Genomic DNA, 25,196 nt, shown 5'->3' on the forward strand with positions numbered 1-25,196 from the left:
GCACTTATCCCTTCGGGGTCAGCAGCACCTTCAGGTGCCTTGCGCGGTCGGCCGCCAGGTCCGCGAAGACCCCGGCTCCTTCCGAGAGCGGGAAACGTCCGGTGATCAGCGGCGAGGCGTCCAGGCGCCCGGTGCTCATCAGGTCGATCACTCGGGGGATGTCGAAGTTGTAGCCGAGTGTGCCGACCACCGACCGTTCGTAGAAGACGAGTTGACCCATGTCGAACTCGACGCTGCCGTGTCCGACACCGGCGAGCACGACCCGCCCGCCGCGCCGGACGGTGGCCACCGCCTGGCCGGCGAGCGCGGGGACGCCGGTCGCGTCGATGACGACGTCCGGGCCGATGCGGCCGGTCCTCAGGAACAGCTCTCGGCGTACGTCGCTCTCGCGCGGGTCGAAGGCCTCGGTGACGCCGACTTCGAGGAGTTTCTCCCGGCGTTCCTTGAGGGGTTCGCTGACGTACAGCCCGGCGGCGCCTGCGAGACGGGCCGCGAGGACGACGGCGAAACCGATGGGGCCGCCGCCGACGACCAGGACGTTGTCGCCGGGACGCACGCCGGCCCGGGTGACCGCGTGCAGGCCCACGGCCAGGGGTTCGGCGACGGCCGCCATCTCGTCGCTGACGTTGTCGGGCAGCCGGGTGAGCCCGGCGATCGGCACGGTGACGAGATCGGCGAAGGCCCCGGACGAGGCCAGCCCGATCGAGCCGCTCTTCGGGCAGATGTGGTACTCGCCGCGCGCGCACCAGAAGCAGACACCGCACCGCCACACGGGGTCGGCGGTCACCCGGTCACCGATCGCGATGCCGGGGACCGCCCGGCCCAACGCGACCACGGTGCCGCTCAGTTCGTGGCCGAGCGCGAGCGGCGGACTGGCCCCGGTGAACGGGTGCGGATCGAGGCGGATCATGTGCGGGCCTTCGAGGAACTCGTGCAGGTCGGTGCCGCACACCCCGCACCAGGCCACCTCGACCACGGCTTCGTGCGGCCCGGGTTCCGGCGGGTCCGGGACCTCCTCCAGCCGCAGATCGTGCGCACCGTGCCAGCGCAGCGCCCTCATCGTCTCCACCCCTTTCGTGTCGTACGGCCGTCCCGGCGCGGTCAGTTGTCCCGCGCGGGTCCCTCGAAGCGGGCCTTGCCCGGGCCGTGTTCCAGGAAGGACCGGATACCGACGGCGGCGTCCACCGTGCCGAACACCCCGGTGAACAGGGACCGTTCGAGCGCGAGCCCGGCCGACAGCGCGGTGTCGGCGCCGTGGTCCACGGCCTCCTTGATCGCCTCCAGGGCCGCGGCGGGCCCCTCGGCGAGCTGCCGGGCATACCGCAGGGCGGCGTCATGAACCTCGCCCGGGGGCACGACCTCGTCCACGAGGCCGAGCCGCAGGGCCTCCTCGGCATCCACCCGGCGGCCGGTCATCAGCAGGTTCTTCGCCCGTGACGGCCCGATCAGCCGGGTGAGCCGCTGGGTGCCGCCCGAGCCCGGGATGATGCCGAGCTGCACTTCCGGCTGGCCGAGGATCGCGTCGCCGGCGGCCAGCCGGTAGTCGGCGGCGAGGGCCAGTTCGAGGCCGCCGCCGAGGGCGTACCCGGTGATCGCGGCGACGACGGGCACGGGCAGCCGTGCCACCTCGTCGAAGGTCCGCTGCAACGCCCGGTTCCAGCCTCTGACCTCCTCGGCGTCCATCAGGGCCAGCGCCTTGACGTCCGCTCCGGCGGCGAACAGCCGCTCGCCGCCGTACAGCACGACGGCCCGCACCCCACTGTCGTCCGCCAACTCGCGCACGACAGCGGCCAGCTCACGGCGCTGTTCGGTGTCGAAGGCGTTCAGGGGTGGATGGTCGAGTCGGACCGTGACGACGGGTCCGTCGGTGTCGAGGCGGATGCGAGGCACGTGGCCCTCCTCGGTGGGGGAAGCGACTCGGCCCGTCCGGATGGTTGTCGGCCAGTGGGCTCCGTCGTAAAGTGCGGCTCAACGTTTTATAGACCAAGAGGTACACTAAATCTTGGTAACGGGCAACCGACCGGTCGGGACAATCCCGGCCGCCGAGCCGGAGAGTCGCCGTGCACAATTTCTCGAGCATCCTCGATTACCACCTGGCCCAGCGGCCGGAGGCCGTGGTCGTGACACAGGAGGACCGCCGTCTGACGGTGCGCGCACTCCATGAGCGGGTGAACCGGCTGGCCGCCGGTCTGACCGAGCTGGGCGTCGGGCGCGGCGACGTCGTGGCTCTGCTGCTCTACAACCGGCCCGAGTTCCTGGAACTGCTCTACGCGGTCAATCGTGTCGGGGCGGTGTTCCTGCCCCTGAACTACCGCCTGTCCGAGGAGGAATGGGCGTACATCCTGGGCCACGCGCAGGCGAAGGCACTGGTGACCGAGCCGGAGTTCCTGCGGCCCGTGGATCGCATCGCCGCGAAGCTGGGTGACCTCGAGCACCGGCTGCTCGTCGACGGCGAGCCCCCGTCGGAGGAGTGGACCGGCTACGAGGCCCTCCTCGACCGGCATCACGGTGCCCACGTGGAGCCGGTGGACGTCGGCCCCGACGACCTCCAGCGGCTGATGTACACCTCGGGCACCACGTCACGGCCCAAGGGCGTGCGCATCACCCAGGGGAACGTGCAGGCCAAGAACCTGGCCCACATCGTCCACTTCGGCCTGACCGCGGCCGACACCACGCTGGTCTGCGGACCGCTCTATCACGTGGGCGGCCTGGACATGCCGGCGCTGGGCGTCCTCTACTCGGGCGGAAGCGTGGTGCTCCAGCGGAAGTTCGACCCGGAGGGCGTTCTGCGGGCGATCCAGGAGCACCGGGTGACGAATGCCTGGCTGGCACCCGCCATGGTCAACGCGGTCCTGGAGGTGCCCGACCGGGAGTCGTACGACACCAAGTCGGTCCGCTTCGTCCTGGGCGGCGGCGAGAAGACTCCCGAGCCGGTCCTGCGGCGCATCATGAACGCCTTCCCCAACGCCTGGTTCGCCGACGCCTACGGCCTCACCGAGACCGTGTCCGGCGACACCTTCCTCGACCGCGAGCACGCGCTGTCCAAGCTGGGCTCGGTCGGGCGTCCCGTGCCGCACACGCGCGTGCGGATCGTCGACGACACCGGCACGGAGGTCCAGGCCGGCGAGCTCGGCGAGATCACGCTGCGCGGCCCGAAGGTCTTCGCGGGCTACTGGCGCGACGAGAAGGCCACGGCCGCGGCGCTCAGGGACGGCTGGTTCCACACCGGGGACATCGGACACGTCGACGAGGACGGCTTCCTCTTCATCGACGACCGCAAGAAGGACATGATCGTCTCCGGCGGCGAGAACATCGCCACGCCCGAGGTCGAGCGCGTCCTGTACGAGCACCCCGCCGTCCTGGAGGCCGCGGTGGTCGGCCTCACCCACCCTCGCTGGGGCGAGGTACCGCGCGCCTTCGTGGTGTTCCGGCCCGGAGCGGGCGCCGGCGCCGACGAGCTGCGGGAGTTCTGTCTGGGGCGGCTGGCCAAGTTCAAGGTGCCGGTCCGCTTCGACGTCGTCGACGAACTCCCCCGTACCCCCTCGGGCAAGGTCCTCAAGCGGACCCTGCGCGACATCCCCGTGGAGGGCTGAACCATGGCCGACGTCAACACCGACCTGCGCCTCGACGGCAGAACCGCCTGGGTGACCGGCGCGGGCAAGGGCCTCGGCCGAGCCGTGGCGGTCGCGCTGTCCCAGGCCGGAGCGGACGTGGCGGTGACCGCCCGGACGGCCGCGGACCTGGAGAGCCTGGAGGCCGAACTCGCCGGACACGGCGGCAAGGTGCTGGTGCTGCCCGCCTCCGTCGCCGACTCGGACGCGGTCCGGACGACGGTGGCGCGGATCACCGAGACGACCGGGCAGCTGGACGCCGTCGTCAACTGCGCCGGCATCAGTCCGCACTTCACCCGCAGCGAGTACGTCACCGACGAGGACTTCGGGCGGGTGCTCGACATCAACCTCCGGGGCACCTTCCACTGCTGCCGCGAGGCCGGCAAGGTCATGCTGGAGCAGGGGTCGGGCTCGATCGTCAACGTCTCCTCGGTGCACGCGAGCGCCGGCTTCGAGCGGATCGCCGCGTACGCCGCGAGCAAGGGCGGCGTCGAGGCGCTCACCAAGGCCCTTGCCGTCGAGTGGGCCGACCGTGGCGTGCGGGTCAACTCCCTCGCGCCCGGCTACTTCCGTACGGACCTCAGCTCGGGCCTGCTGGACAGCCGCTGGGGCGAGCGGATCGTGCGGGGCACACCCCTGGGCCGGGTGGGCAGCGTCGAGGAACTGGGCGGCGCCGCGGTCTTCCTCGCCTCGGACGCCTCCCGTTTCGTGACGGGCACGACGGTCACCGTGGACGGGGGCTGGACGGCGTGGTGACAGCACCGTGCCGGGCCGCCTGACCGCCGTACTGGCAGGATGGTGGCATGGAACGTGTGCTGGGAATCGGTGGATACTTCCTGAGGGCCGCGGACCCGGCGGCCCTCGGCGCGTGGTACCGCGACTGCCTGGGCCTGGACGCCGACGAGCACGGCCTGTGGCGGCAGGGAGCCGGGCCGACGGTGTTCGCGGCGTTCGAGTCCGGGACCGACTACTTCGGCTCCCCCGCCCAGCAGACCATGCTCAACTTCCGGGTCCGCGACCTCGACGCGATGCTCGCGCAACTGCGCGCCAAGGGCGCGGACGTGGCCGAGGAGACGCAGGACATGGAGGGTGTCGGTCGATTCGGCTGGGTCACCGATCCCGAGGGCAATCGCGTCGAGCTGTGGCAGCCGACCGAGCCCGGCTAGGGCCTGTTGACAGGCCCTAGGCGATTTCGTCCGGCACGTCCCGGCGGTACGGCTCCGCCGCGCCGAACAGGTCCTCGGAGACGGCCCGCACCGCGTTGACCACCAGCGGGGCCACGATGTCCAGCGAGGAGCGGCCGTCCCCGACCACCGAGATCGCCCCGACCGGCCCTTCCGGCCCGCGCAACGCCATCCCGACACAGCCGAGTTCGGGGAAACACTCCCCCCGGTCGATCGCCAGGCCGTTGCGGCGGCGCACCAGGCCGAGCTCACGGTGCAGCTGGTCGAGGTGCCCGATGCTGTGGTGCGTCCGGCGCTCCATGACCTGCGCGTATCGTGCGTCGATCTCCTCCGGGCTGAGCCAGGCGAGCATGGCCTTGCCGAGCCCGGTGCAGTGGGCGACGGCCCGGCCGCCGACCCGTGACGGGATGTCCACGGCGGCCCGGCCGCCCACCTTGTCCAGGTAGTAGATCTCCGGCCCGTCGAGCACGGCCAGGTGCACCACCATCCTGGTGCGCACGGCCAGATCCAGCAGGTGCGGAGCCGCGGCCGCCCGCAGCGCGCTGTGGCCGATCTCCCGGCCGCCCAGGCCGAGCGCACGGGTTCCCAGGGTGTACCCGGCCACCGTGTGACGCAGCCAGTCCAGCCGGACCAGCTGGTCGAGAATGCGGTGGGTCGTCGAGCGGGGCAGGTGGGTACGGCGGGAGACCGTTTCCAGTGTCAGGTGGGTCTGCGGACTTTCGAAAAGGTCCATGATCAGCGTCACGCGTTCCATCATCGACGGAGGCAACGCAGGCCCGTCGAGCTCGGAGGATCGCGCGCTCAGGCGAAGGGCAGACGTCATCGTCGGTGCCTCTCTGCTCAAACTATAATCAATTCTAGTTCGGCGCCGGCGTCAAGGTACCAATGACGCCGACCGCAGAGATAGAGCCGTGCACCGATTTATTGGGACGACCGGTCTATTCGAAGGTCGACGCAATATGCGTCAACCCTGGGTGGTCAGGTCGAGGGCGATGTCCACGATCATGTCCTCCTGCCCGCCGACCAGGCCGCGCCTGCCCACCTCCTCCAGGATGGTGCGGGCGTCGAGGCCGTACTGCTCCGCCGCGGTCTCGGCGTGCCGCAGGAAGCTGGAGTAGGCGCCGGCGTAGCCGAGGGTGAGGGTCTCGCGGTCGACGCGCACCGGGCGGTCCTGCAGGGGTCGCACGAGATCCTCGGCGGCGTCCTGGAGGGCGAACAGGTCGCAGTCGTGCTTCCAGCCGTGGAGGTTGGCCACGGCGACGAACGGCTCGATCGGGCAGTTGCCCGCGCCCGCGCCCTGTCCGGCGAGCGAGGCGTCGACCCGGGTCACGCCCTCCTCTACGGCCACCACGGAGTTGGCCACGGACAGGGAGAGGTTCTCGTGGGCGTGGATGCCGATCTGGGTCTCCGGGTCGAGCACCTCGCGGTAGGCGCGGATGCGGTCGCGTACACCGTCCATGGTGAGCCGGCCTCCGGAGTCGGTGACGTAGACGCAGTGCGCGCCGTAGCTCTCCATCAGCTGGGCCTGCCGGGCGAGGGCCTCGGGGGGAGCCATGTGGGCCATCATCAGGAACCCGGAGACGTCCATGCCGAGTTCGCGGGCGGTGGAGATGTGCTGGGCCGCGACGTCCGCCTCGGTGCAGTGGGTCGCGATGCGCACCGAGCGGACGCCGAGGGCGTAGGCACGCTTCAGTTCGGCGATGGTGCCGATGCCGGGCAGCAGCAGGGAGGTGAGGACCGCACGGTCGATGGCGTCCGCGGCCGCCTCGATCCACTCCCAGTCGGTGTTGCTGCCCGGTCCGTAGTTGAGGCTGCCGCCGGCCAGGCCGTCGCCGTGGGCGACCTCGATGGCGTCCACGCCGGCCCGGTCCAGGGCGGCCGAGATCCTGGAGACGAACTCGGGGGTGATGCGGTGCCGGATGGCGTGCATGCCGTCCCGGAGGGTGACGTCCTGGACGTAGAGCCTTGGAGAGTCGGTCACTTGGTCACCTCGGGGGTCACTCGCCGGGCGATGCGCTCGGCGACGCGCAGGGCGGCCGAGGTCATGATGTCGAGGTTGCCGGCGTAGGCGGGCAGGTAGTGGGCGGCTCCCTCGACTTCGAGGAAGACGGAGACCCTGGTGGTCGGCTTCTCGGAGATGTCGTCGGGGAGCAGGGTGTGGACGGGGTCGCCGTCGGGGACCGGGGTGAACTGGACCTGCTGCTTGAGCCGGTAGCCGGGCACGTACTCGGCGACCGCGGCCACCATCTCCTCGACGGAGGCCCGGATCGCCTCGTGGTCCGCGTCGCCGATCAGGCAGTACACCGTGTCCCGCATGATCAGCGGCGGTTCGGCCGGGTTGAGGACGATGATCGCCTTGCCGCGCCGGGCGCCGCCCACCTTCTCGATGGCGCCGGACGTGGTCTCGGTGAACTCGTCGATGTTGGCCCGGGTGCCGGGGCCGGCCGACTTCGAGGCGATCGACGCGACGATCTCGGCGTAGGGCACGGCGGTGACCCGGCTGACCGCGTGGACGATCGGGATGGTGGCCTGACCGCCACAGGTGACCAGGTTGAGGTTGTCGACATCGTTGGCAAGGTGCTCGTCCAGGTTCACCGGGGGCACCACGTAGGGGCCGAGGGCGGCGGGAGTGAGGTCCACCAGGCGCTTGCCGTACGGGGCGAGGCGCTTGGCGTTCTCGACATGGGCCTTGGCGGAGGTGGCGTCGAAGACGATCTCGATGTCGTCGAAGCCGTCCATGCGGATCAGGCCGTCCACGCCCTCGTGGGTGATGGGCACCTTCAGCCGGGCGGCGCGCGCCAGGCCGTCCGAGTCCGGGTCGATGCCCACCAGCGCGGCCATCTCCAGGGTGTCGGACAGGTGCATGACCTTGATCATCAGGTCGGTGCCGATGTTGCCGGAGCCGATTACGGCCACCTTGGTCTTCGTCATCCTTCTTGTTCCTCGGGTGAGAAGGTCGCGGTCACCGAACCCAGGCCCGACATCTCGGCCCGTACGGTGATGCCTGGCGGGGTGGGGACGAGCGGGCCGAGGGCGCCGGAGAGGACGACCTGTCCGGCGCGCAGCGGGTCGCCGAACTCCCGGGCAGTGCGGGCCAGCCACAGCAGCGCGGCGAGGGGGTCGCCCAGACAGGCCGCGCCGTCGCCCGCGGAGGCGAGCTCGCCGTGGGCGTACAGCCGCATGTCCACGTCCCGGGGGGTGAACTCCCCCAGTCCGACGCGTTGTCGGCCGAGTACGAACAGCCCGCTGGAGGCGTTGTCGGCGACCGTGTCCGTGATCGCGATGTCCCAGTCGGCGACCCGGCTGTCCACGATCTCCAGCGCGGCCACCGCGTAACCGGCCGCCGCCCGGACCCGGTCCAGGTCGAGCTCGTCCTCGTCGAGGTCCTCGGCGAGCACGAACGCGATCTCCGCCTCGACCCTCGGCTGGAGCAGGCGGCCGCTCGGGACGGCCGGCAGCCCGGTGACGTCCATGTCGTCCAGCAGGACGCCGAAGTCGGGCCGGTCGACGCCGACCTGACGCTGCACCGACTCGGACGTCAGCCCGATCTTGCGGCCGACGACCCGCGCTCCGGCGGCGATCCGTTCACCGACGACGCGTCGCTGGACGGCGTACGCGAGGCTGATGTCGGTGGCGCCGAGCAGGTCCCGTACGGGTGCACAGGGCTTGTGTTCCCGGGCCGCGCGGCTCAGTCGCGCGGCTGCCTCGGCCACGGCTGTCTCACGGTGCGCGACGGCCGTCGGTTCCCAAACGTCTGTCATTGCCATCCTCAACTCGTGCCGGCCTTCAGCCTGATCGGCCGGACCGGACGGCAGCCGAGAGCGTTCCGCTCACCGGGACTCGGCGGCCGGGGACCGGACAGGTCTCGCTGAGCGAGATGACCCGACGGCGCGCCCGCGCCGCCTGGTTACCGTCCCTGCGCAGAGCGTCCCGGGGCCTCCACCTGCAGGCGCGGTCCCCCACACCCCCCACCAAGAACGTCGGCACTCATGAGGAGGTTCGGATGAGCATCAACGAGGATGCCTACGACGTGATCGTCGTCGGGTCGGGCGGAGGTCTGGTCGGCGCGTACGTGGCGGCGTCGCGCGGTCTGCGCACGCTGGTCGTCGAGAAGACCGACCGGGTCGGCGGCACCGTGGCGTACTCCGGCGCCGGGCTGTGGTTCCCGGGGTCCGCTCCGCTGAGCCGGGCCGGCCTCGGGGACGACGTCGAGGAGGTGCGGACGTATCTGCGCAGTGTGGTCGACGACCCGTCGCGGGAGGCGCTCCAGGACGCGTATCTGGCCGCCGGGCCCCGGCTGATCGACGAGTTGGAGCAGAACCCCTGGTTCCAGTCCTTCGTGCACGGCCCGGTCCCGGACTACTACGCGTTGGCTCCGGGGGCCTCGCCCACGGGGCACACGGTCTTCCCGCCGCCGGTCGAGGTCGCGGAGCTCAAGGAGCGCAGGGCGCTGCTGCGTGACTCGCTGCCCACCGAGCGGTTCGGCTTCGACGAGGGCCCGCTGCTCAGCGGCGGTCGTGCCCTGATCGGCCGGGCCCTGTCGGCGTTCCTGGAGACGGGCAACGGCGAACTCCGGCTCGGCACCGCCCTGGAGAGCCTGATCGTCGAGGACGGCAGGGTCGTCGGCGTCGAGGTCGTCGGCGACGGTGAACGGGTGAGCATCCGGGCCCGGCGGGGTGTCCTGCTCGCCGCCGGCGGCTTCGAGCGCGACCGTGAGCTGCGCGAGAAGCACCAGTCCCCGCTCACCGGGGAGTGGTCCGACGGCGCCCCGGCCAACACCGGTGACGCCCTGCGGGCGGGCATCGCCGTGGGCGCGGACACCGATCTGCTGGACGAGGCCTGGTTCGTGCCGGGACTGGTCCACCCGGACGGTCTCCCGGTGTTCCACACGGGCACCCGGGGCGGTATCTGGGTCAACGGCGCGGGCGAGCGCTTCGTCAACGAGACACGGCCGTACGACCAGGCCGCGCACGAGATCGTACGGCTGCACCACTCGACCGGAGTGAGCCACATCCCGGCCCACTGGGTGTTCGACCAGCGGCAGCTGGACCGGGACGGCATCGGTTTCCCGCCCGCCACCCCGGGGCCCGAACAGTGGCTGGAATCAGGGGCGTTGAAGAAGGCCGACACCTTGGAGGAGCTGGCGCGGCTGATCGGTGTGCCGTTCGACGCGCTGGAGCGGACAATCGAGGAGTTCAACGGGTACGCGCGGACCGGGGTCGACGTGCGGTTCCACCGCGGCGAGACCCCGTGGGACCAGATGTTCCACCACATCGTCCCCTTCCCGGCCGACCCCCGGCAGAACTTCCCGGCGACGCCGGCGCCCGAGTGGCCGAACCCGCTGCTGCTGCCGATCGACGAGCCGCCGTTCTACGTGGCGACCATCGTCCCGTCCGACATCGGCACCAAGGGCGGTCTGCGGATCGACACCCGCGCGCGCGTGCTGCGCCCGGACGGCGGGCCGATCGAGGGCCTGTACGCGACCGGGAACACCGCGGCCGCGATGTCGGGGCACGTGTATCCGGGTGCGGGCACGCCGATCGGTTCGAGTCTGGCCTTCGGGTATCTGGCGGTGCTGGACATGGTGGGGGCGACGGACTGACGTGACGCGCGTGGGCCCGGGACATGACGTGTGTCCCGGGCCCTTCGTGGTGCGCTACCGCGCCGCGATGAGCCGCGCGGCCAGCCGCAGGTCCGCCTCCCCCCGCGCGGTGGGGATCTCCTCGGTCAGCATGCCCACGAACAGCCCCCACCAGCTGTAGACGAGCAGGCGTACGCGGCTGCGGGCGTCGCCCCGGTCCCCGAGCAGGCGCAGAAGTCGCCGGCCCAGCGCTCGCTCGACGATGTCGATGGGGGTCGGGACGACGCTCGCGTACTCCGTGAACGAGGACAGCGCCACCGCCGAGGCGAGCAGCCGGTTGCCGAGCAGTTTGCCGCTGAGCGCGACGAGGGTCTCCGCCACCTCCGTCGCCGGATCGGATTCCGCGGCGACGGGCGCGCCTGGGTCGCGACTCCCGAGGAACTGCTCGATGTGCCATTCGAGGACCGCCAGGAACAGGAAGGGCTTGGACGGGAAGTAGCGGTACAGGGTGGCGATCGCGACGCCCGCCTCTCTGGCGACGTCCTGCATCTGCACGCCGGCGAGCCCGTCGCGGGAGCCGAGGTCGGAGGCGGCGCGCAGGATGCGGACCCGGCGGGCGGCCTGACGGGCGGACGTGGGGGCAGCGGGTGGCCGCACGATCGTCCTCAGGAGGACTCCGGGCGGGTCAGGAAGGCCAGTACCGCGCTCTCCCAGGCCGCCTTCTGCTCGATCATCGCCCAGTGCCCGCAGTCCGGCAGCACATGCAGCTCGGCTTTGGGAATGGTACGCATCGGCAGCAGCGCGCTCTCCAACGGCGTGACCCGGTCGTCGCGGCCCCAGGTCAGCAGGGTGGGCGCGGTGACCTTGTGGAGGGCGGCCCAGATGGGCTGGTCGGACTGGGACTGGGCGGCCTGGATCGCGGCCATCGCCTGGCGGCCGTAGATCCGGCGGGACGCCTCCAGTGTCTCCGGCTCGGTGGCACTCGCCCAGCGCTCCTCGATCAGCTCCTCGGTGAGCAGCGCCGGGTCGTGGACCATGGCCCGCAGCCACTGGACGAGGTTGTCCCGGGTGGGGTTCTCGGCGAACTCCACCAGCAGGTTGAGGCCTTCGCTGGGCGCCGGGGAGAGGATGTTGCGGCCCACGCCGCCGATGGTCACGACCCTGCGGAACAGGTCCTTGTGGGCGACCGCCAGCCCCACGGCGACGAAGCCGCCCATGGAGTTGCCGATGACGTCGACGCGGTCGAGGCCGAGGCCGTCGAGGAAGCGCAGGACGGCCTTGGGGCCGGCCGCCATCGGGTTCTCGGGGGTGGGGTCGCTGACCCCGAAGCCGGGGAACTCCAGGGCCAGGCAGCGGAAGTGCTCGGCGAGCACGGGCAGGTTGTACCGGTAGTTGCGCCAGCCGGTGACGCCCGGACCCGATCCGTGCAGCAGGAGCAGCGGGGGCCCGTCGCCCGCCTCGTGGTAGCGCAACGTGCCGTCGTCGGTGGGGAGTTCGCGCAGGGTGTCGTCGTAGCTGAGTGTCATGACGGTCACCGTCGCACCGGTGAGGGATGGGTCGCCGTGCGGCTCCCGATCAGTGGGACGGTCCCGGCGGCGGACGGGCCGGGCTGTCTACCGTCGCGGACGTACCGATACCGGGGGCCCGACGGGCCGCCCCGGACCTGACCGAATGTGAGGGGAGGGCCTGATGGGTGTTCGCTCACTCGGGTACCTGCGTCTGGAGTCCAACGACCTCGACAAGTGGAAGGCGTTCGGAGCCGACTTCCTGGGCCTGATGCCCGTCGACGGGGACTCCGAGCCGTTGTCCTTCCGGATGGACGACTATCCGGCCCGGATCGTGGTCTCTCCGGGCGCCCAGCCGGCGATGACGGCGCTGGGCTTCGAGGTGCTCGACGAGCGGGAGCTGGCGCGGCTGGTCGCGGACGTCGAGAAGGCCGGGATCAAGGTGACGGCCGGCACCGAGGCCGAGGCGGCGGAGCGGAAGGTCACCGGCTTCGTCAAGTTCAACGACCCGGGCGGCAACCCGGTCGAGCTGTTCTACGGCACCGTCCTCGACCATGTGCCGGTGAACACCCCGCTGGTGTCGAAGTTCGTCACCGGTGACATGGGCTTCGGGCACGCCATCATCTCGGCCGAGGACGCACGGTCGACCTTCGACTTCTACGTCAATGTCCTGGGCTTCATCGAGCGCAACACGATGCGTTCGCCGGGCGGCACGACCTGGTTCATGGGCTGCAACCCCCGCCACCACACCCTCGGTGTCACACCGATGCCGGGTCCCGGGCGGCTGCTGCACTTCATGGTCGAGGCCGCGACCCTGGACGACGTCGGGCGGGCCCTGGACCGGGCCGGCAAGTACGAGGTGCCGATGATGCACTCGCTCGGCAAGCACACCAACGACCACATGGTGTCGTTCTACGTCTGGTCGCCGGAGAACTACGCCGTCGAGTTCGGCTGGAACGGCCTGAAGGTGCCGGAGCCCGTCCCCGTCTACGAGATCACGGACGGTGCGTTCTGGGGCCACCACTTCACGCCGCCGCCTCAGCCGGCCGGCTGAGTCGACGGGGAAACGGCTGAGCCCCACGGCCAGGGACCGTGGGGCTCAGTCATGTCACTCCACGGTGATCGCGCGCTCCGGGCAGGCCGACTCGCCGTCACGGGCCGCCTGTTGGAGATCCTCGGGGATCTCACCGTCGACGGGCAGCGCGTAGCCGTCGTCGTCGAGCCGGAACAGCTGGGGTGCCGCCGCCGCACACCGGGCGTGTCCCGAGCACATGTTCCTGTCGATCGTGACCTTCATTCGACGCACTCCGTTCAGGGCTTGTTGGTCGACCCGGCGTCCACGGTGAACTGCAGTCCGGTGACGTATCTCGCCTCGTCCGAGGCGAGGAAGAGCACGGCGTTCGACACGTCCCGCGGCTCGACGTAGGGGGCGAGGGGGTTCATCGCGGCGAGGGCGAACAGCGGTTCGCGCGCGGCGAGTTCCTCCACGGGCACGCCGACGGTGATGCCCGTGTCGCTGACCCCGGTGGGGTGGACGGTGTTCACCCGGACGCGGTGCCGGGCGAGTTCGTTGGACAGGGCCTTCATCAGGCCCACCACTCCGTGTTTGGCGGCCACGTAGTGGGCGTACGGCACATGGCCTCGGATGCCTGCGGCCGAGCTGGTGATGACGATCGATCCGCCCTCCCCCGCCTCGATCATCCAGGGGATCGCGGCCCGTGCGGTGTTCCAGGCGCCCTTGAGGTTGACGTCGACCACGACGTCCCAGACCTCCTCGGACAGTTCCCAGGCGGAGCCCGAGCTCATGACGCCGGCGTTGGCGACGACGATGTCCAGCCGCCCGAACTCCTCGCGTGCCGCGTCGACGGCGGCCCGCATCTCCGCGATCGAGCGGACGTCTGCCTGCACGGCGACGCACCGCCGGCCGGTCTTCCGCACCGACTCGGCGGTCTCTTCGAGCTGTTCCTTCGTCGCCAGCGAGTACGGCAGCTCGTCGCTGATGTCGTGGCAGACGTCGGTGACGACGACGTCCGCGCCCTCCTCGGCCAGTCGCACGGCATGGGAGCGGCCCTGCCCCCGCGCCGCTCCCGTGATGAGCGCGACCTTCCCCTCCACACGTCCCATCGCAGCCTCAGCCCTTCCTGGGGTGGTCGATCAGATCGTCGGCGGCCTCACGCAGGGCACGGAGCCGGGACCGGAGGAGGTCACGCTCGGCCTGGTCGGACTCGCCGAGTTCGGCGAGGCGTACGTCCGTCTCGGCGATCTCCGCGACGAGGCGGCCGTGGGCCTCCTCCCGGGTCAGCAGGTCGAGGTCGGTCCAGTCGGAGCGCTCGGACTCCGGGCGGCGGCTCATGCGGGGAGGTTGTAGAGGCGGCGGGTGTTCAACTCCACTATCCGGTGCACCTCGTCGTCCGGTACGTCGGCGAGGACCTCGGCCGCGTAGGCACGGCTCTTGGGCCAGTAGGAGTCGGAGTGCGGGTAGTCGCACTCCCAGGTGATCTTGTCGATGCCGACGTGGTGACGGTTCTCCACGCCGAACCGGTCGTCGATGAAGCAGCCGTGGAAGTGCTTGTGGAACAGCTCCGAGGGACGCACGCTCTGGTTGACGTTCTGGTAGAAGCGGTGCCGCTCCCAGGTGCCGTCGCTGCGCTCCAGCAGATACGGGATCCAGCCGATGCCGCCCTCGGACAGGCCGATCTTCAGCTTGGGGTGCTTGTGCAGCACCGGGGAGAAGAGCAGGTCGGCGGTGGCGTACATGGCGTTGCAGCCGAACAGGGCGATCGTCACGGCGAAGGGGGCCTCGGGGGCCGTCCTGGGAGCCTGGCCGGAGGTGCCGAAGTGCAGGCACAGCGGCATGTCGGTCTCCTCGGCCGCCGAGAACATGGGGTCCCAGTAGTCGGTGTGGAAGGAGGGGAGGCCGCGCGGGGCCGGGTTCTCGGGGAAGGAGATCGCCTTGGCGCCCTTGGCGGCGGTCCGGTGGATCTCGGCGACGCAGGCGTCGACGTCCCACAGCGGCATGATGGCCAGCGGGACGAGCCGGCCCGGAGCGGTGGGGCACCACTCGTCCAGGACGAAGTCGTTCCAGGCCTGGACGCACAGAAGCGCCAGCTCGCGGTCCTTGCCGTCCAGGAAGACATGGCCGGAGAAGCCCGGGAACGACGGAAAGCACAGGGCGCCCCACACGCCGTCCAGATCCATGTCCCGGATGCGTGCCTTGGGGTCGTAGCAGCCCGGGATCATCTCGTCGTAGCGGGTGGGTTCGAGGCCGAACTCCTCGGGGCTCTTGCCCGCGACGGCGTTCAGGCCGATATAGGGGTAGATCCGGTCCTCATAGACCCACACCTCGGCCGGAGCCTGCCCGTCTCCCCGTGGTTTCTCCACGATGCGCGGACCGGCCTCCCGGAACCTCGCCGGCAGACGGTCCGACCACAGGTGCGGCGGCTCGATCAGATGGTCGTCGGTCGACAGCAACTTCATCCACGGCTGCAACGGCATCCTTGTGCTCCCTCGGTCTTGGAACTCTTTAACACCGGATTGATTGTGTGTCCTGATCACATCCCATTGAGCGGGATCAAGGGTCCCAACCCCGCTATTCAGGCTACTCTTTCAGGTGACGGAAGGAGACCCCATGGGTCGAGTGCAGGACAAGGTCGTCTTCATCACCGGCGCCGCGCGCGGCCAGGGACGGGCCCAGGCGGTCCGGCTCGCCGCGGAGGGTGCCGACATCATCGCCGTGGACGTCTGCCAGGACATCGCCACCAACAGCTATCCCCTGGCCACTCCGGAGGATCTGGACGAGACCGCGCGCCAGGTGGAGAAGCTCGGCCGGCGGGTGGTCGCCCGCAGGGCGGACGTGCGCGACCGGGCGGCCCTGAGGGCCGCGGTGGACGACGGTGTGGACGAGTTGGGGCCGCTGGACGCCGTCGTGGCACAGGCCGGCATCTGCCCGATCGGGGCCGGCAAGAGCGCCCAGGCCTTCCTGGACGCCGTCACGGTCGACTTCAGCGGGGTCGTCAACGCCGTGGACGCCGCCCTGCCCCATCTGCCCGACGGAGCCTCGATCGTGGCGACCGGATCGCTCGCCGGGTTGATCCCGGCGACCATCGACAATCCCGCCCTCGGCCCGGGAGGTCTGGGCTATTCGTTCGCCAAGCGCCAAGTAGCCATGTTCGTCCACGACCTGGCGACCGTGCTGGCCCCACGGCAGATCCGCGTCAACGCCCTCCACCCCACCAACGTCAACACGGACATGCTCAACAGCGACGTCATGTACCGCTCGTTCCGCCCCGATCTGGAGGAGCCGACCCGCGAGGACGCCCTGCCCTCCTTCCCCGCGACGACCGGCTTCGGTGTCCCCTACGTCGAGCCGGAGGACATCGCCGAGACCGTGCTGTACCTCGTGTCCGACGAGTCCCGCTACGTCTCCGGGATGCAGATGCGCGTGGACGCCGCCGGCTATGTCAAGCGACGCCCCCAACTGCCCACGTTCTGAGCCGGGTTCGCACTCATCCCGTCAGGTCGACGACCACCTTGCCGGTGGTGCGCCGCTGCGCCACGTCGGTCAGGGCGGACGCCACCTCGGCGAGGGGGTGGACGCGGGAGACGAGCGGGCGCATCCCGTCCCGGACCATCCGGGCGAGCGCCCGATCGCCGGCGGCCACCGCGTCCGGGGCGTACCGGCGCAGCATCCGGATCTCGAAGCCCCGTACGACCGCGTCCTTGAGCAGTACCAGGTTGAGCGGGATCCGGGGGATCTTCCCGTCGGCGTACCCCACCGTGACGAACCGGCCGCCCCGTCGCAGCGCGCGCAGGGCGGCCTCGGCGTGGTCGCCGCCCACGGGGTCGACCACGAGATGGACGCCCTCGCCGCCGGCCAGTTCGCGCAGACGGGTCTTGAGGTCCTCGTGGACGTAGTCGACTCCGGCCTCCGCGCCGAGCTTGCGGGCGACCGCGAGCCGCTCCTGACTCGATGCCGCCGCGACGACCCGCAGCCCGAGACGGGTCGCGATGTCGACGGCCGCGCTGCCGACCCCGCCCGCGGCCCCGAGGATCGCCGCCCACTCCCCCGCCGTGCCCTGCCCGACGGTGACCAGGGAGTGGTACGCGGTCGCGTACGTCACGTGGAAGGCGGCGGCGTGGACCATGTCGAGGCCGTCGGGGACCGGGCGCAGAGCGGCGACGGGCACGACGACCTGTTCGGCGAAGGCGCCCGTGAGCACCGCCCCGGCCACGGGTGAGCCGACCGGGGGCCCCGTCACTCCCGGGCCCAGCGCGGCCACGACTCCGGCGAACTCGCTGCCGGGGGTGAAGGGCAGCGGGGCGGGGACCTGGTAGCGGTCCGCCACGAGCAGGACGTCCGGGAAGTTGACCGCGGCGGCGTGCACACGGACCAGGACCTCGCCCGGACCGGGTTCGGGGTCGTCCAGTTCGAGGACCTGCAGACCGTCCGGTGGCCCGTACTCCGTACAACGTGCGGCTCTCATCGTGCCCTCCCGGTGGTCGGCATGGCCGGGTCCCGGGGCAGGCCCAGTACCTGTTCGGCGATGGTGTTGCGCTGGATCTCGGCGGTGCCGGCGCCGATGGTCGAGGCGCGGGTGCGCAGGAAGCCCCACACCCAGCGGCCGCGCTGAACGGCGTGCGGGTCGCGGCGGCCGAGGATGCCGTACGGTCCCAGCAACTCCAGGGCGAATTCGTGCAGTTCCTGCTCGAAGGTGACGATGAACAGCCGTGATGTCGAGGAGGCGGGACCCGGTTCGCCCTTCGCCATGATGTCGGCGATGGTCCGCATGCCGGTGAGCCGCATGATCGTGACGCGGATCTCGAAGTCCGCCAGCCGGTCGCGCACCAGGGGGTCGGCTGTCGCCCCGCGTTCGCGTGCCAGCTCGATCAGCTCGTCGAGCACCCGCCGGTACCGGGCCGCCTGGTTCATCGCCCCGGCGGCGCGTTCGTGGCCGAGACTGGTGCGGACCAGGGGCCAGCCGCCGTTCTCGGGGCCGATCCGGCTGGCGACCGGCACGCGGACGTCGTCGAAGAAGATCTCGCAGAAGTGCGCGTCGCCCGTCAGGTCCCGCAGCGGCAGCACGGTCACCCCGGGGGCGTGGGCGTCGATCAGCAGGTAAGTGATGCCGTCCTGGCGGGAGTCGGGCGGGCCGGTGCGGACCAGGGTGAAGAGGATGTCGGCGATGTCGGCCGAACTGTTCCACACCTTCTGCCCGTTGACGACGTACTCCTCACCCTCGCGGCGTGCCTTCGTGCGCAGCGCGGGGAGGTCCGAGCCCGCCTCCGGTTCGGAATAGCCCTGCGCCCAGACGGTGTCGCCGCGCAGCATGGGGCGCAGGAAGCGTTCCTTCTGCTCCGTCGTGCCGTACGTGACGAGGGTGGGGGCGGCGATGCCGAGTCCGGTGCCGAGCGGGCCGGGGACCCGGGCTCGGGCGTACTCCTCCTGGTAGATGACCTGCCTGGCGAAGCTGAGGTCCATTCCGCCGTACTCACGCGGCCAGCTCGGTCCGGCGTATCCGGCGTCGTACAGCGTGGCCAGCCACTTCTTCTGCCATGCGAGGCGCTCGGCCGGATCCCCGGGACGACGGCCGGGGTGCTGCTCCGTCAGGAAGGCGCGCAGCCGGGCGCGGAACTGCTCGTCGGTCTCGGCGGCCGTCATCGCGGGGCCATGCGGATGGCGCCGTCGAGGCGGATCGTCTGGCCGTTGAGGTAGGGGTTCTCCAGCATCTCCACGGCGAGGCGACCGAAGTCGTCGGGGTCGCCGAGGCGCTTGGGGTGGGGCACGGTCGCGGCGAGGCCGTCGCGGATGTCCTCGCGGAGCCGGCCGAGCATGGGGGTGTCCATGATGCCGGGGGCGATGGTGTTCACCCGGATCTGCCAGCTGGCCAGGTCACGGGCGGCGACGAGGGTCATGCCGTGCACGCCGGCCTTGGCGGCGGTGTAGGAGGTCTGGCCGATCTGGCCGTCGAAGGCGGCGACGGAGGCGGTGAGGACCACTGCTCCGCGGTCGCCGTCGACGACGTCGTTGCCGGAGAGGCGGGCGGCGGCCAGGCGCAGCACGTTGTAGGTGCCGATCAGGTTGACGCGTACGACCTCGGCGAAGGTGGTGAGCTCGCCGGGGGTGCGGTCGCGGTCGATGATCCGGGTGCGGTCGCCGCCGCGGCCGGCACAGTGCACGACGAAGCGCAGCGGACCGAGGTCCTGTGCGGCGTCGAGGGCGGCGGTGACCGAGGCCTCGTCGGTGACGTCGGCGCGGACGAACCGGGCGGCTTCGCCGAGGTCGGCGACCGCCTTGGCGCCCTGCTCCTCGGAGATGTCGGCCAGGACGACACGGCCGCCCCGGTCGATGACGCGGCGTGCGGTGGCCAGCCCCAGACCGGAGGCGCCGCCGGTGACGAGTACCGCCGAACCGTCGATGTTCACATCAAACTCCTTACAGGCCCAGGGACTTGCTGATGATGGTCTTCAGGACCTCGCTGGTGCCGCCGTAGATGCGGGTCACCCGCGCGTCGGCGTACAGCCGGGCGATCGGGGACTCGAGGATGTAGCCGTAGCCGCCGTGCAGTTGGAGGCACCGGTCGACGACGCGGCCCTGTGTCTCGGTGCAGAACAGCTTGGCCTTGGCCGCGTCCGCAGGGCTCAGTTCGCCGGCGACCAGCGCACTGACGGCCGCGTCCAGCAGGGACTGGGCGGCTTCCAACTCGGTTGCCATCGCGGCGAGTTCGAACTTGGTGTTCTGGAAGTGGGCGACCGGTTTGCCGAACACGGTGCGGTCGCGGACGTAGGCGATGGTCAGGTCGATCGCGGCGCGGGTCTGGGCGACGGCGCCGACCGCGATGGCCAGCCGTTCCTGGGCGAGGTTGCGGCCGAGGAGGGTGAAGGCGGCGCCCTCCTCGCCCAGGAGGTCGGTCACGGGCACGCGGACGTCGTCGAAGGCGAGCTCCACCGTGTCCTGGACGGCGAGGCCGATCTTCTCCAGCTTGCGCCCGACGGTGAATCCGGGTGTGCCCTTCTCCACCACGAGCAGGGACAGTCCGGCGCGCCGGTCGTCCGGGTCGGTGTCGGTGCGGGCCACGACGATCACCAGGTCGGCGTGGTGGCCGCCGGTGATGAAGGTCTTGGCGCCGTTGAGTGTGTAGTGGTCGCCGTCGCGGACGGCCCTCGTCGTGACGCCGGCCAGGTCGGAGCCCGTGCCCGGCTCGCTCATCGCGATCGCGGTGTAGAGCTCACCGGAGGCCAACCCGGGGAACCAGCGGGCCCGTTGCTCGGCGTTGGCGAGGCCCGTGAAGTACGGGACGACGATGTCGAGGTGGGTCCGGAGGCCGCCGAGGGTCACGCCCGCGCGGGCGCACTCCTCCTGGAGGACGACGTTGAAGCGGTAGTCGTCCTGGCCGCCCCCGCCGTACTCCTCGGGGATGGCCGTGCCGATGATGCCCAGCTTGCCCAGGGCGGTGAACAGGTCACGCGGGACCAGACCGGCGCGTCGCCAGTCCTCGTAGACCGGGAGCACTTCGCGGGCGATGAAGTCGCGGACCAGGAGGCGGAAGTCCTCGTGGTCCTGCTCGAACAGGGTCCGGCGCATCGAATCTCCTTCGATCGGACCCTATTGAGTATACGTAATTGCCCTTCAGGGTCTAGATGATCCCCCGACTCATTAGTGCCACCAGGGAATGAGTGCATCCAAATGCCGTCGCATCCGATGGCGGGCGACCCCTGCGTCCCCCTGCACGATCGCGTCGAGGATGCGCTGGTGGACGTGCTGGACCTCCTCGGCCGCCGTGTCCCCGGGCAGTGGCCGGTCGTGGCCGGAGGCGTGCCGGCGGAACAGTTCGGTGATGATGGCGAGGAAGAGGGACAGCACCGGGTTGTTGGCGAGGGCCGCCAGTTCCGAGTGGAAGAGGTCGGCCTTGCGGAGGTCGTCGGCCGGACCTTCGGTGGCCCAGCGGACGGCCTTGGCGAGGCGCTCGGCGACCTCGGGATCGCCCTCGGCGTACCGGGCGGTCACCCTTGCGATGATGCCGAGTTCGATGGCGTTGCGGACGATCCGCAGATCGTCGGCCGTGACGCCCTGGTACTCCAGGAAGAGCGCCATGGTGTCGATGCTGGCCTGCGGTTCGGGCTCGGTGACCACGAGACCGCCGCCGGGGCCGCGGCGCATCCGGGCGACCGAGTGGTACTCCAGCAGCCGTACGGCCTCGCGCAGGACGGCCCGGCTGATCTCGTAGCGGGCCAGCAGATCCGCCTCCGAACCGAGGACCATGCCGATCTGCCAGCCCCGGGCGGCGATGTCGTCGTGGATGCGGGCGGCCACCACCTCGGCGAGCTTGGCCCGCGGCCCCTCGACCAGCTCGGGCTCGACCACGCTCCCCGAGATCCGCTGCCCGCCGCGGCGCACCCGGTGCTTCTCGATCCAGGCGGCCACCGACTCCAGATGCACGCTGAGTTCGGTCTGCGCGCGTGCGCCGTCGTCGGCGATGACGGCGTCGACGACGGCGCGGTGCTCGCGGTGCGAGGTCTCCTTCGCCGCGTGCATCTCGGCCTTGGAGATACGGCGGGAGGTGTGCGCGTAGCGGGCGGTGAGGCGGGTGAGGACATCGATGAACAGGTGCAGCACCGGGTTGCCGGACAGCCGGCCGAGGACCGGGTGCAGCGGGTCCTGGGAGTGGACCGACGGGTCGTCCCAGTGGGCGTGTTCGGAGTCGAGGGTGGCCCGGAGGGTGGCGATGCCCTCCTCGGTGATCCGGTCGGCGGCGAGGCCCGCGGCGATCGGCTCCAGGAGCTGGCGGGCCTGGAGCAGGTCGGTGACGCTGGTGCCGACGTACTCGAGGTAGATCACCATGGCCCGGGTCGCCGGTCCCGCGTCGGGGGCGCAGACGATCAGGCCGCCGCCGGGGCCGCGCCGCATCCGGGCGACCTGGTGGTGCTCGACCAGGCGCACCGCCTCGCGCAATACCGCACGGCTGACGCCCAGCCACTCCCGCAGGTCCGACTCGGAGCCCAACGACTCGTCCACGGGCCATCCTTGGCGGATCACGGATGCCTCGATGCGCTGAGCGGTCTGCGCGGCGAGTTTGCCGACCAGGGCGCCGGTCTCGCCGTCGGCGGGCTCGCGGTCGACGGCTGTCGCCATGGGCCAACTCCTCTGAGGGGTTATTGCGGATCCCCAGTCTATTGGGCACGGACACCAGACACTGGCAGGCGAGCCAACACGATGGTTAAAGTATACTCATTTTGGCCACGGCGGCATGACTGGTGACACGACGACAAGGAGTCGACAGCGATGCGCCTTACGTCCACACCCGAGCTGGAGGCGTTCCGGAGGAAGGTGCGCGCCTTCGTGGCGGAGCACGCGCCCGGCGTCAAGGCGCACTCCGGGGTGCGCGCACCCGACCCGGCACTCCTGCCGGCGATCCGGGAGTGGACCGCGAAGCTCTACGAGGCGGGCCTGCTCGGCATCGACTGGCCCGTCGAGTACGGCGGACGGCCCGACGCCCACCCGCTCGAACCGTCCGTCGTCGCCGAGGAGATCGCCCGCGCCCGTACCTGGCCACCGGTCGGCGCGGCCTCACTGGCCTCGGCGGCCCTGATCGAGTTCGGCACCGACGGGCAGCGGGCGCGTTTCCTGCCCCGCATCCGCACCTGCGAGGACGTGTGGTGCCAGCTGTTCAGCGAGCCCGAGGCGGGCAGCGACCTGGCGGCGCTGCGGACCCGTGCGCGCCGCGAGGGCGAGGGCGAGGGCGCGGTGTTCGTCGTGGACGGCCAGAAGGTCTGGACGACCAACGGCCAGCACGCCGACATGGGCTATCTGCTCGCACGCACCGACGCCGACGCCCCGAAGCACAAGGGCATCACCGCGTTCGCGCTGGACATGCGCAGCCCGGGGGTCCAGGTGCGCCCGCTCCGCGAGATCACCGGGACCACGGACTTCAACGAGGTCTTCCTCGACGGCGTCCGGATCCCGGCCGCGAACGTGATCGGCCGGGTCGACGACGGCTGGCGGGTGGCGATGAGCAGCCTCGGCCGTGAGCGCTCCGGCGTGGCCGCGCGGGGCGTCGAGCTGTTCGCGGTGCTGGACGACCTGATGCGGCTGGCGGAGGGGACACCGGCCGCGCTCGACGATTCCGCCACCCGGCAGACGATCGGCGAACTCGCCGCGCGGGTGCACGTGAACGCCGCGATGATCGGCATGGCGCAGTCACGGATGCTGCACGCCACGGAACAGCCGGCCGACGCCCTCCTCGGCAAGATCTTCTTCAGCGAACTCAACCACGACCTGGCCGACTTCGGCCTGCGGCTGCAGGGCACGGACGGCCTGCTCACCGAGGACGACCCGGAGGCGGTGGCCGACGGCTGGTGGCAGGACGCGCATCTGTACTCGCGCGCGTACACGATCGCGGGCGGGGCGAACGAGGTGCTGCGGACGCAGATCGCCGAGCGGGGGCTGGGACTGCCGCGCGAGCCTCGCTGATCTTCGTCCTGCTGCCGGGTTCCCCACCGATGGATTGATTGTACCGAGCGGTCGACATATCTTTCGTCGGAGCAATCGAGAAGGCGAGGACCCATGGCCGAGAACGTGTCCGGAACCGACATCGCCCAGGAACTGCCGGAGTACCCCTCACCCCGATCCGGCGCGTGCCCCTTCGCACCACCGCCGGGACTGCTCGACCTGCACGACCCGGACAAGGCGCTCGTACGGGCCAGGACCTGGGACGGCACCACCCCCTGGGTCGTCACCTCGCACGCCGCCCAACGGCAGTTGCTGACCGACCCACGGCTCAGCGCGAACATCGGTGCGCCCGGATACCCGCACACGACCGAGGCCATGAAGGCGCACGCGGCCGACATCCAGCCGTCGATCAACAACACCGACGGCGCCGAGCACACGCGGTGGCGTCGGATGCTGACGAACTCGTTCACGCGTCACCGGATGGAGAGACTCCGCCCGGAGATCCAGCAGATCACCGACGATCTCATCGACCGGATGCTGGCCGGCCCCAACCCGACCGACCTCAACGAGGCCCTGTCGCTGCCCCTCCCGTCCCTCATGATCTGCGCGCTCCTCGGCGTGCCGTACGACGACCACGCGTTCTTCCAGAAGCACGCCGGAGTCACCAACGCGCGCTTCAAGACCCCCGAGGAAGCGGCCCGGTCGACGGCGGATCTGCGCCGCTACATCTCCGGACTCATCGAGGCCAAGATGGACGACCCTGGTGAGGACGTCCTCTCCGACCTCGGCGCACGGGTCAAGGAGGGCGTGCTCTCCATGGAGGACGCCGCTCCGCTGGGCCACATCCTGCTCGTCGCCGGCCACGACACCAGTGCCAACATGATCACGCTGGGCACCGCGCTGCTGCTCCAGCACCCCGACCAGCTGACGGCGCTGCGGGAGAACGCCGACGATCCGAAGTATGTGACCGGCGCCGTCGAGGAGTTGCTGCGGTATCTGACCATCCCGCATCTGCTGGCACGGCGGGCGGTGGTGGAGGACATCGAGTTCGGGGGTGAGACCCTCCGCGCGGGCGAGGGTGTCATCGCGTCGCTGCCGGCGGCCAACTGGGACCCCGAGGCCTTCCCCGAGCCGGAGAAGCTCGACCTCACCCGCACCGCGGCACACCATCACGCGTTCGGCTGGGGCCCGCACCAGTGCGTGGGACAGCAGCTGGCCCGCATCGAACTCCACGTCGTCTTCAGCACGCTCTTCAGCCGGGTGCCGACCCTGCGACTCGCGGTCGACGTGTCGGAGCTGCGGTTCAAGGAGGACTCGCAGGCGTACGGCATCTACGAGCTGCCGGTCACCTGGTGACCGGCGGAAGGAGACGGCCCCATGGCCACCATGAAGTCCGTCCTGACCGGGGCGGCGAACGAGGTCGACGTCGTGGAGGTCGAGCGTCCCACGCCCGGCCCCAGGGACGCGCTCGTACGGATACGCGCCTGTGGCATCTGCGGCACCGACACGTTCTTCGTCCACATGGGCGGCACCCCCTACAACGACCCCGGCGGCTCGGTGGTCCCGCTGCCGCTCGGCCACGAACCCGCCGGTGAGGTCGTCGAGGTGGGCGCCGAGGTCAGCGGCCTGAAGGTGGGCGACCGGGTGGTGGTCAACCCGCAGGCCGCGCCGTCCGGGATCATCGGCTGCGGCGGCGAGCTCGGCGGGATGAACGAGTACCTGCTCATCGAGAACGCCGTGGTGGGCGACAGCGTGGCGGTGTTCCCGGACGCCCTGCCCTTCGACGTGGCGTCACTGAACGAGCCGATGGCGGTCGCCCGGCACTGCGTCAACCGCTCCGAGGCCAAGCCGTCCGACAAGGTGGTCGTC

The 25,196-nt window shown here is 70.8% G+C and carries 26 protein-coding genes; 9 read left to right on the plus strand and 17 right to left on the minus strand.

The window, feature by feature from the left end:
* Nucleotides 1-4: 4 nt before the first annotated feature.
* Both ACWC09_RS42550 and ACWC09_RS42555 read right to left on the minus strand, forming a co-directional pair.
* Nucleotides 5-1,060, minus strand: coding sequence for an alcohol dehydrogenase catalytic domain-containing protein (locus tag ACWC09_RS42550; RefSeq protein WP_450856441.1), 1,056 nt, complete (start codon nt 1,058-1,060; stop codon nt 5-7).
* Between the two features lie 41 nt (nt 1,061-1,101).
* Nucleotides 1,102-1,890, minus strand: a complete 789-nt coding sequence (locus ACWC09_RS42555) for an enoyl-CoA hydratase/isomerase family protein (protein ID WP_450856442.1) — start codon at nt 1,888-1,890, stop codon at nt 1,102-1,104.
* A gap of 170 nt (nt 1,891-2,060) precedes the next feature.
* Here ACWC09_RS42555 and ACWC09_RS42560 point away from each other — a divergent pair, with 170 nt between their 5' ends.
* The 3 genes from ACWC09_RS42560 to ACWC09_RS42570 are packed head-to-tail and all read left to right on the plus strand — an operon-like array spanning nt 2,061 to nt 4,777.
* Nucleotides 2,061-3,593 carry an acyl-CoA synthetase gene (locus ACWC09_RS42560; protein ID WP_450856443.1) on the plus strand — a complete coding sequence of 511 codons (1,533 nt, stop codon included), beginning with the start codon at nt 2,061-2,063 and terminating at the stop codon, nt 3,591-3,593.
* Between the two features lie 3 nt (nt 3,594-3,596).
* Nucleotides 3,597-4,367, plus strand: a complete 771-nt coding sequence (locus ACWC09_RS42565) for an SDR family NAD(P)-dependent oxidoreductase (protein ID WP_450856444.1) — start codon at nt 3,597-3,599, stop codon at nt 4,365-4,367.
* Nucleotides 4,368-4,414: 47 nt separating this feature from the next.
* Nucleotides 4,415-4,777, plus strand: coding sequence for a VOC family protein (locus ACWC09_RS42570; protein ID WP_450856445.1), 363 nt, complete (start codon nt 4,415-4,417; stop codon nt 4,775-4,777).
* A gap of 16 nt (nt 4,778-4,793) precedes the next feature.
* Here ACWC09_RS42570 and ACWC09_RS42575 read toward each other — a convergent pair whose 3' ends face one another.
* From ACWC09_RS42575 to ACWC09_RS42590, 4 genes are all read right to left on the minus strand, one after another.
* A complete protein-coding gene (locus tag ACWC09_RS42575; protein ID WP_450856482.1) occupies nt 4,794-5,549 on the minus strand; it encodes an IclR family transcriptional regulator in 756 nt (251 codons plus the stop codon).
* Nucleotides 5,550-5,759: 210 nt separating this feature from the next.
* Nucleotides 5,760-6,776, minus strand: coding sequence for a 4-hydroxy-2-oxovalerate aldolase (dmpG, locus tag ACWC09_RS42580; RefSeq protein ID WP_450856446.1), 1,017 nt, complete (start codon nt 6,774-6,776; stop codon nt 5,760-5,762).
* Nucleotides 6,773-7,726: an acetaldehyde dehydrogenase (acetylating) gene (locus tag ACWC09_RS42585; RefSeq protein WP_450856447.1), complete on the minus strand. Its 954-nt coding sequence runs from the start codon at nt 7,724-7,726 to the stop codon at nt 6,773-6,775. Before ACWC09_RS42585 ends, dmpG begins: the two co-directional genes overlap by 4 nt.
* Entirely contained in the window at nt 7,723-8,556 is an 834-nt protein-coding gene (locus ACWC09_RS42590; protein ID WP_450856448.1) for a 2-keto-4-pentenoate hydratase, read from the minus strand. The genes ACWC09_RS42585 and ACWC09_RS42590 overlap by 4 nt, the downstream gene beginning before the upstream one ends.
* A gap of 242 nt (nt 8,557-8,798) precedes the next feature.
* On the opposite strand from ACWC09_RS42590, the gene ACWC09_RS42595 reads away from it, so the two are divergent.
* Nucleotides 8,799-10,397 (plus strand): FAD-binding protein, encoded by a 1,599-nt coding sequence (locus tag ACWC09_RS42595; RefSeq protein WP_450856450.1) that lies wholly within the window; start codon nt 8,799-8,801, stop codon nt 10,395-10,397.
* Between the two features lie 54 nt (nt 10,398-10,451).
* Here ACWC09_RS42595 and ACWC09_RS42600 read toward each other — a convergent pair whose 3' ends face one another.
* Together ACWC09_RS42600 and ACWC09_RS42605 are read right to left on the minus strand one after the other, a co-directional pair.
* A complete protein-coding gene (locus ACWC09_RS42600) occupies nt 10,452-11,033 on the minus strand; it encodes a TetR/AcrR family transcriptional regulator (protein ID WP_450856452.1) in 582 nt (193 codons plus the stop codon).
* A gap of 8 nt (nt 11,034-11,041) precedes the next feature.
* Nucleotides 11,042-11,902, minus strand: a complete 861-nt coding sequence (locus ACWC09_RS42605; protein ID WP_450856454.1) for an alpha/beta fold hydrolase — start codon at nt 11,900-11,902, stop codon at nt 11,042-11,044.
* Between the two features lie 163 nt (nt 11,903-12,065).
* Between ACWC09_RS42605 and ACWC09_RS42610 the strand changes: the two genes are divergently transcribed.
* On the plus strand, nt 12,066-12,935 hold the full coding sequence (locus ACWC09_RS42610; RefSeq protein WP_450856456.1) for a VOC family protein: 870 nt from the start codon (nt 12,066-12,068) through the stop codon (nt 12,933-12,935).
* 54 nt (nt 12,936-12,989) lie between these two features.
* Here the strand turns inward: ACWC09_RS42610 and ACWC09_RS42615 are convergent, their stop codons facing one another.
* Genes ACWC09_RS42615 through ACWC09_RS42630 form a run of 4 tightly spaced genes read right to left on the minus strand, consistent with a single transcriptional unit; the run spans nt 12,990 to nt 15,376 of the window.
* Entirely contained in the window at nt 12,990-13,178 is a 189-nt protein-coding gene (locus ACWC09_RS42615; protein WP_450856458.1) for a ferredoxin, read from the minus strand.
* A gap of 14 nt (nt 13,179-13,192) precedes the next feature.
* Nucleotides 13,193-14,005, minus strand: a complete 813-nt coding sequence (locus tag ACWC09_RS42620) for a mycofactocin-coupled SDR family oxidoreductase (RefSeq protein ID WP_450856460.1) — start codon at nt 14,003-14,005, stop codon at nt 13,193-13,195.
* A 7-nt stretch (nt 14,006-14,012) separates the two neighbouring features.
* Nucleotides 14,013-14,234 (minus strand): hypothetical protein, encoded by a 222-nt coding sequence (locus tag ACWC09_RS42625; RefSeq protein WP_450856462.1) that lies wholly within the window; start codon nt 14,232-14,234, stop codon nt 14,013-14,015.
* Nucleotides 14,231-15,376, minus strand: coding sequence for an amidohydrolase family protein (locus ACWC09_RS42630; RefSeq protein ID WP_450856464.1), 1,146 nt, complete (start codon nt 15,374-15,376; stop codon nt 14,231-14,233). The genes ACWC09_RS42625 and ACWC09_RS42630 overlap by 4 nt, the downstream gene beginning before the upstream one ends.
* A gap of 133 nt (nt 15,377-15,509) precedes the next feature.
* Here ACWC09_RS42630 and ACWC09_RS42635 point away from each other — a divergent pair, with 133 nt between their 5' ends.
* Nucleotides 15,510-16,373: a mycofactocin-coupled SDR family oxidoreductase gene (locus ACWC09_RS42635; RefSeq protein ID WP_450856466.1), complete on the plus strand. Its 864-nt coding sequence runs from the start codon at nt 15,510-15,512 to the stop codon at nt 16,371-16,373.
* A gap of 13 nt (nt 16,374-16,386) precedes the next feature.
* On the opposite strand, the gene ACWC09_RS42640 is transcribed toward ACWC09_RS42635, so the two are convergent.
* The 5 genes from ACWC09_RS42640 to ACWC09_RS42660 all read right to left on the minus strand — a co-directional run bounded on the left by ACWC09_RS42640 (nt 16,387) and on the right by ACWC09_RS42660 (nt 22,010).
* Nucleotides 16,387-17,364, minus strand: coding sequence for an NADPH:quinone oxidoreductase family protein (locus ACWC09_RS42640; protein ID WP_450856467.1), 978 nt, complete (start codon nt 17,362-17,364; stop codon nt 16,387-16,389).
* Nucleotides 17,361-18,539 (minus strand): acyl-CoA dehydrogenase family protein, encoded by a 1,179-nt coding sequence (locus ACWC09_RS42645; RefSeq protein WP_450856469.1) that lies wholly within the window; start codon nt 18,537-18,539, stop codon nt 17,361-17,363. Before ACWC09_RS42645 ends, ACWC09_RS42640 begins: the two co-directional genes overlap by 4 nt.
* Nucleotides 18,536-19,303 (minus strand): SDR family NAD(P)-dependent oxidoreductase, encoded by a 768-nt coding sequence (locus ACWC09_RS42650; RefSeq protein WP_450856471.1) that lies wholly within the window; start codon nt 19,301-19,303, stop codon nt 18,536-18,538. Before ACWC09_RS42650 ends, ACWC09_RS42645 begins: the two co-directional genes overlap by 4 nt.
* Before the next feature lie 10 nt (nt 19,304-19,313).
* A complete protein-coding gene (locus ACWC09_RS42655; protein WP_450856473.1) occupies nt 19,314-20,462 on the minus strand; it encodes an acyl-CoA dehydrogenase family protein in 1,149 nt (382 codons plus the stop codon).
* A gap of 72 nt (nt 20,463-20,534) precedes the next feature.
* Nucleotides 20,535-22,010 (minus strand): FadR/GntR family transcriptional regulator, encoded by a 1,476-nt coding sequence (locus ACWC09_RS42660; RefSeq protein WP_450856475.1) that lies wholly within the window; start codon nt 22,008-22,010, stop codon nt 20,535-20,537.
* Between the two features lie 150 nt (nt 22,011-22,160).
* Between ACWC09_RS42660 and ACWC09_RS42665 the strand changes: the two genes are divergently transcribed.
* The 3 genes from ACWC09_RS42665 to ACWC09_RS42675 form a co-directional block, all read left to right on the plus strand.
* The gene (locus ACWC09_RS42665; RefSeq protein ID WP_450856476.1) at nt 22,161-23,348 is read left to right on the plus strand and encodes an acyl-CoA dehydrogenase family protein; all 1,188 of its coding nucleotides are present in this window, start codon (nt 22,161-22,163) and stop codon (nt 23,346-23,348) included.
* Between the two features lie 93 nt (nt 23,349-23,441).
* Nucleotides 23,442-24,683: a cytochrome P450 gene (locus ACWC09_RS42670; RefSeq protein WP_450856478.1), complete on the plus strand. Its 1,242-nt coding sequence runs from the start codon at nt 23,442-23,444 to the stop codon at nt 24,681-24,683.
* Between the two features lie 21 nt (nt 24,684-24,704).
* On the plus strand, nt 24,705-25,196 hold a 492-nt coding region (locus ACWC09_RS42675; protein WP_450856480.1), incomplete at its 3' end, for an alcohol dehydrogenase catalytic domain-containing protein.

This window comes from Streptomyces sp. NPDC001617, assembly GCF_053596855.1.

Bases quoted from the DNA above. Each gene is read 5' to 3' on its own strand.
- ACWC09_RS42620 (WP_450856460.1), bottom strand. From the start codon at position 14,005: ATGGGACGTGTGGAGGGGAAGGTCGCGCTCATCACGGGAGCGGCGCGG.
- ACWC09_RS42575 (WP_450856482.1), bottom strand. From the start codon at position 5,549: ATGGAACGCGTGACGCTGATCATGGACCTTTTCGAAAGTCCGCAGACC.
- ACWC09_RS42630 (WP_450856464.1), bottom strand. From the start codon at position 15,376: ATGCCGTTGCAGCCGTGGATGAAGTTGCTGTCGACCGACGACCATCTG.
- ACWC09_RS42610 (WP_450856456.1), top strand. From the start codon at position 12,066: ATGGGTGTTCGCTCACTCGGGTACCTGCGTCTGGAGTCCAACGACCTC.
- ACWC09_RS42640 (WP_450856467.1), bottom strand. From the start codon at position 17,364: ATGAGAGCCGCACGTTGTACGGAGTACGGGCCACCGGACGGTCTGCAG.
- ACWC09_RS42590 (WP_450856448.1), bottom strand. From the start codon at position 8,556: ATGACAGACGTTTGGGAACCGACGGCCGTCGCGCACCGTGAGACAGCC.
- ACWC09_RS42565 (WP_450856444.1), top strand. From the start codon at position 3,597: ATGGCCGACGTCAACACCGACCTGCGCCTCGACGGCAGAACCGCCTGG.
- ACWC09_RS42645 (WP_450856469.1), bottom strand. From the start codon at position 18,539: ATGACGGCCGCCGAGACCGACGAGCAGTTCCGCGCCCGGCTGCGCGCC.
- ACWC09_RS42615 (WP_450856458.1), bottom strand. From the start codon at position 13,178: ATGAAGGTCACGATCGACAGGAACATGTGCTCGGGACACGCCCGGTGT.
- ACWC09_RS42660 (WP_450856475.1), bottom strand. From the start codon at position 22,010: ATGGCGACAGCCGTCGACCGCGAGCCCGCCGACGGCGAGACCGGCGCC.
- ACWC09_RS42595 (WP_450856450.1), top strand. From the start codon at position 8,799: ATGAGCATCAACGAGGATGCCTACGACGTGATCGTCGTCGGGTCGGGC.
- ACWC09_RS42585 (WP_450856447.1), bottom strand. From the start codon at position 7,726: ATGACGAAGACCAAGGTGGCCGTAATCGGCTCCGGCAACATCGGCACC.
- ACWC09_RS42550 (WP_450856441.1), bottom strand. From the start codon at position 1,060: ATGAGGGCGCTGCGCTGGCACGGTGCGCACGATCTGCGGCTGGAGGAG.
- ACWC09_RS42625 (WP_450856462.1), bottom strand. From the start codon at position 14,234: ATGAGCCGCCGCCCGGAGTCCGAGCGCTCCGACTGGACCGACCTCGAC.
- ACWC09_RS42665 (WP_450856476.1), top strand. From the start codon at position 22,161: ATGCGCCTTACGTCCACACCCGAGCTGGAGGCGTTCCGGAGGAAGGTG.
- ACWC09_RS42670 (WP_450856478.1), top strand. From the start codon at position 23,442: ATGGCCGAGAACGTGTCCGGAACCGACATCGCCCAGGAACTGCCGGAG.
- ACWC09_RS42635 (WP_450856466.1), top strand. From the start codon at position 15,510: ATGGGTCGAGTGCAGGACAAGGTCGTCTTCATCACCGGCGCCGCGCGC.
- ACWC09_RS42605 (WP_450856454.1), bottom strand. From the start codon at position 11,902: ATGACACTCAGCTACGACGACACCCTGCGCGAACTCCCCACCGACGAC.
- ACWC09_RS42655 (WP_450856473.1), bottom strand. From the start codon at position 20,462: ATGCGCCGGACCCTGTTCGAGCAGGACCACGAGGACTTCCGCCTCCTG.
- ACWC09_RS42570 (WP_450856445.1), top strand. From the start codon at position 4,415: ATGGAACGTGTGCTGGGAATCGGTGGATACTTCCTGAGGGCCGCGGAC.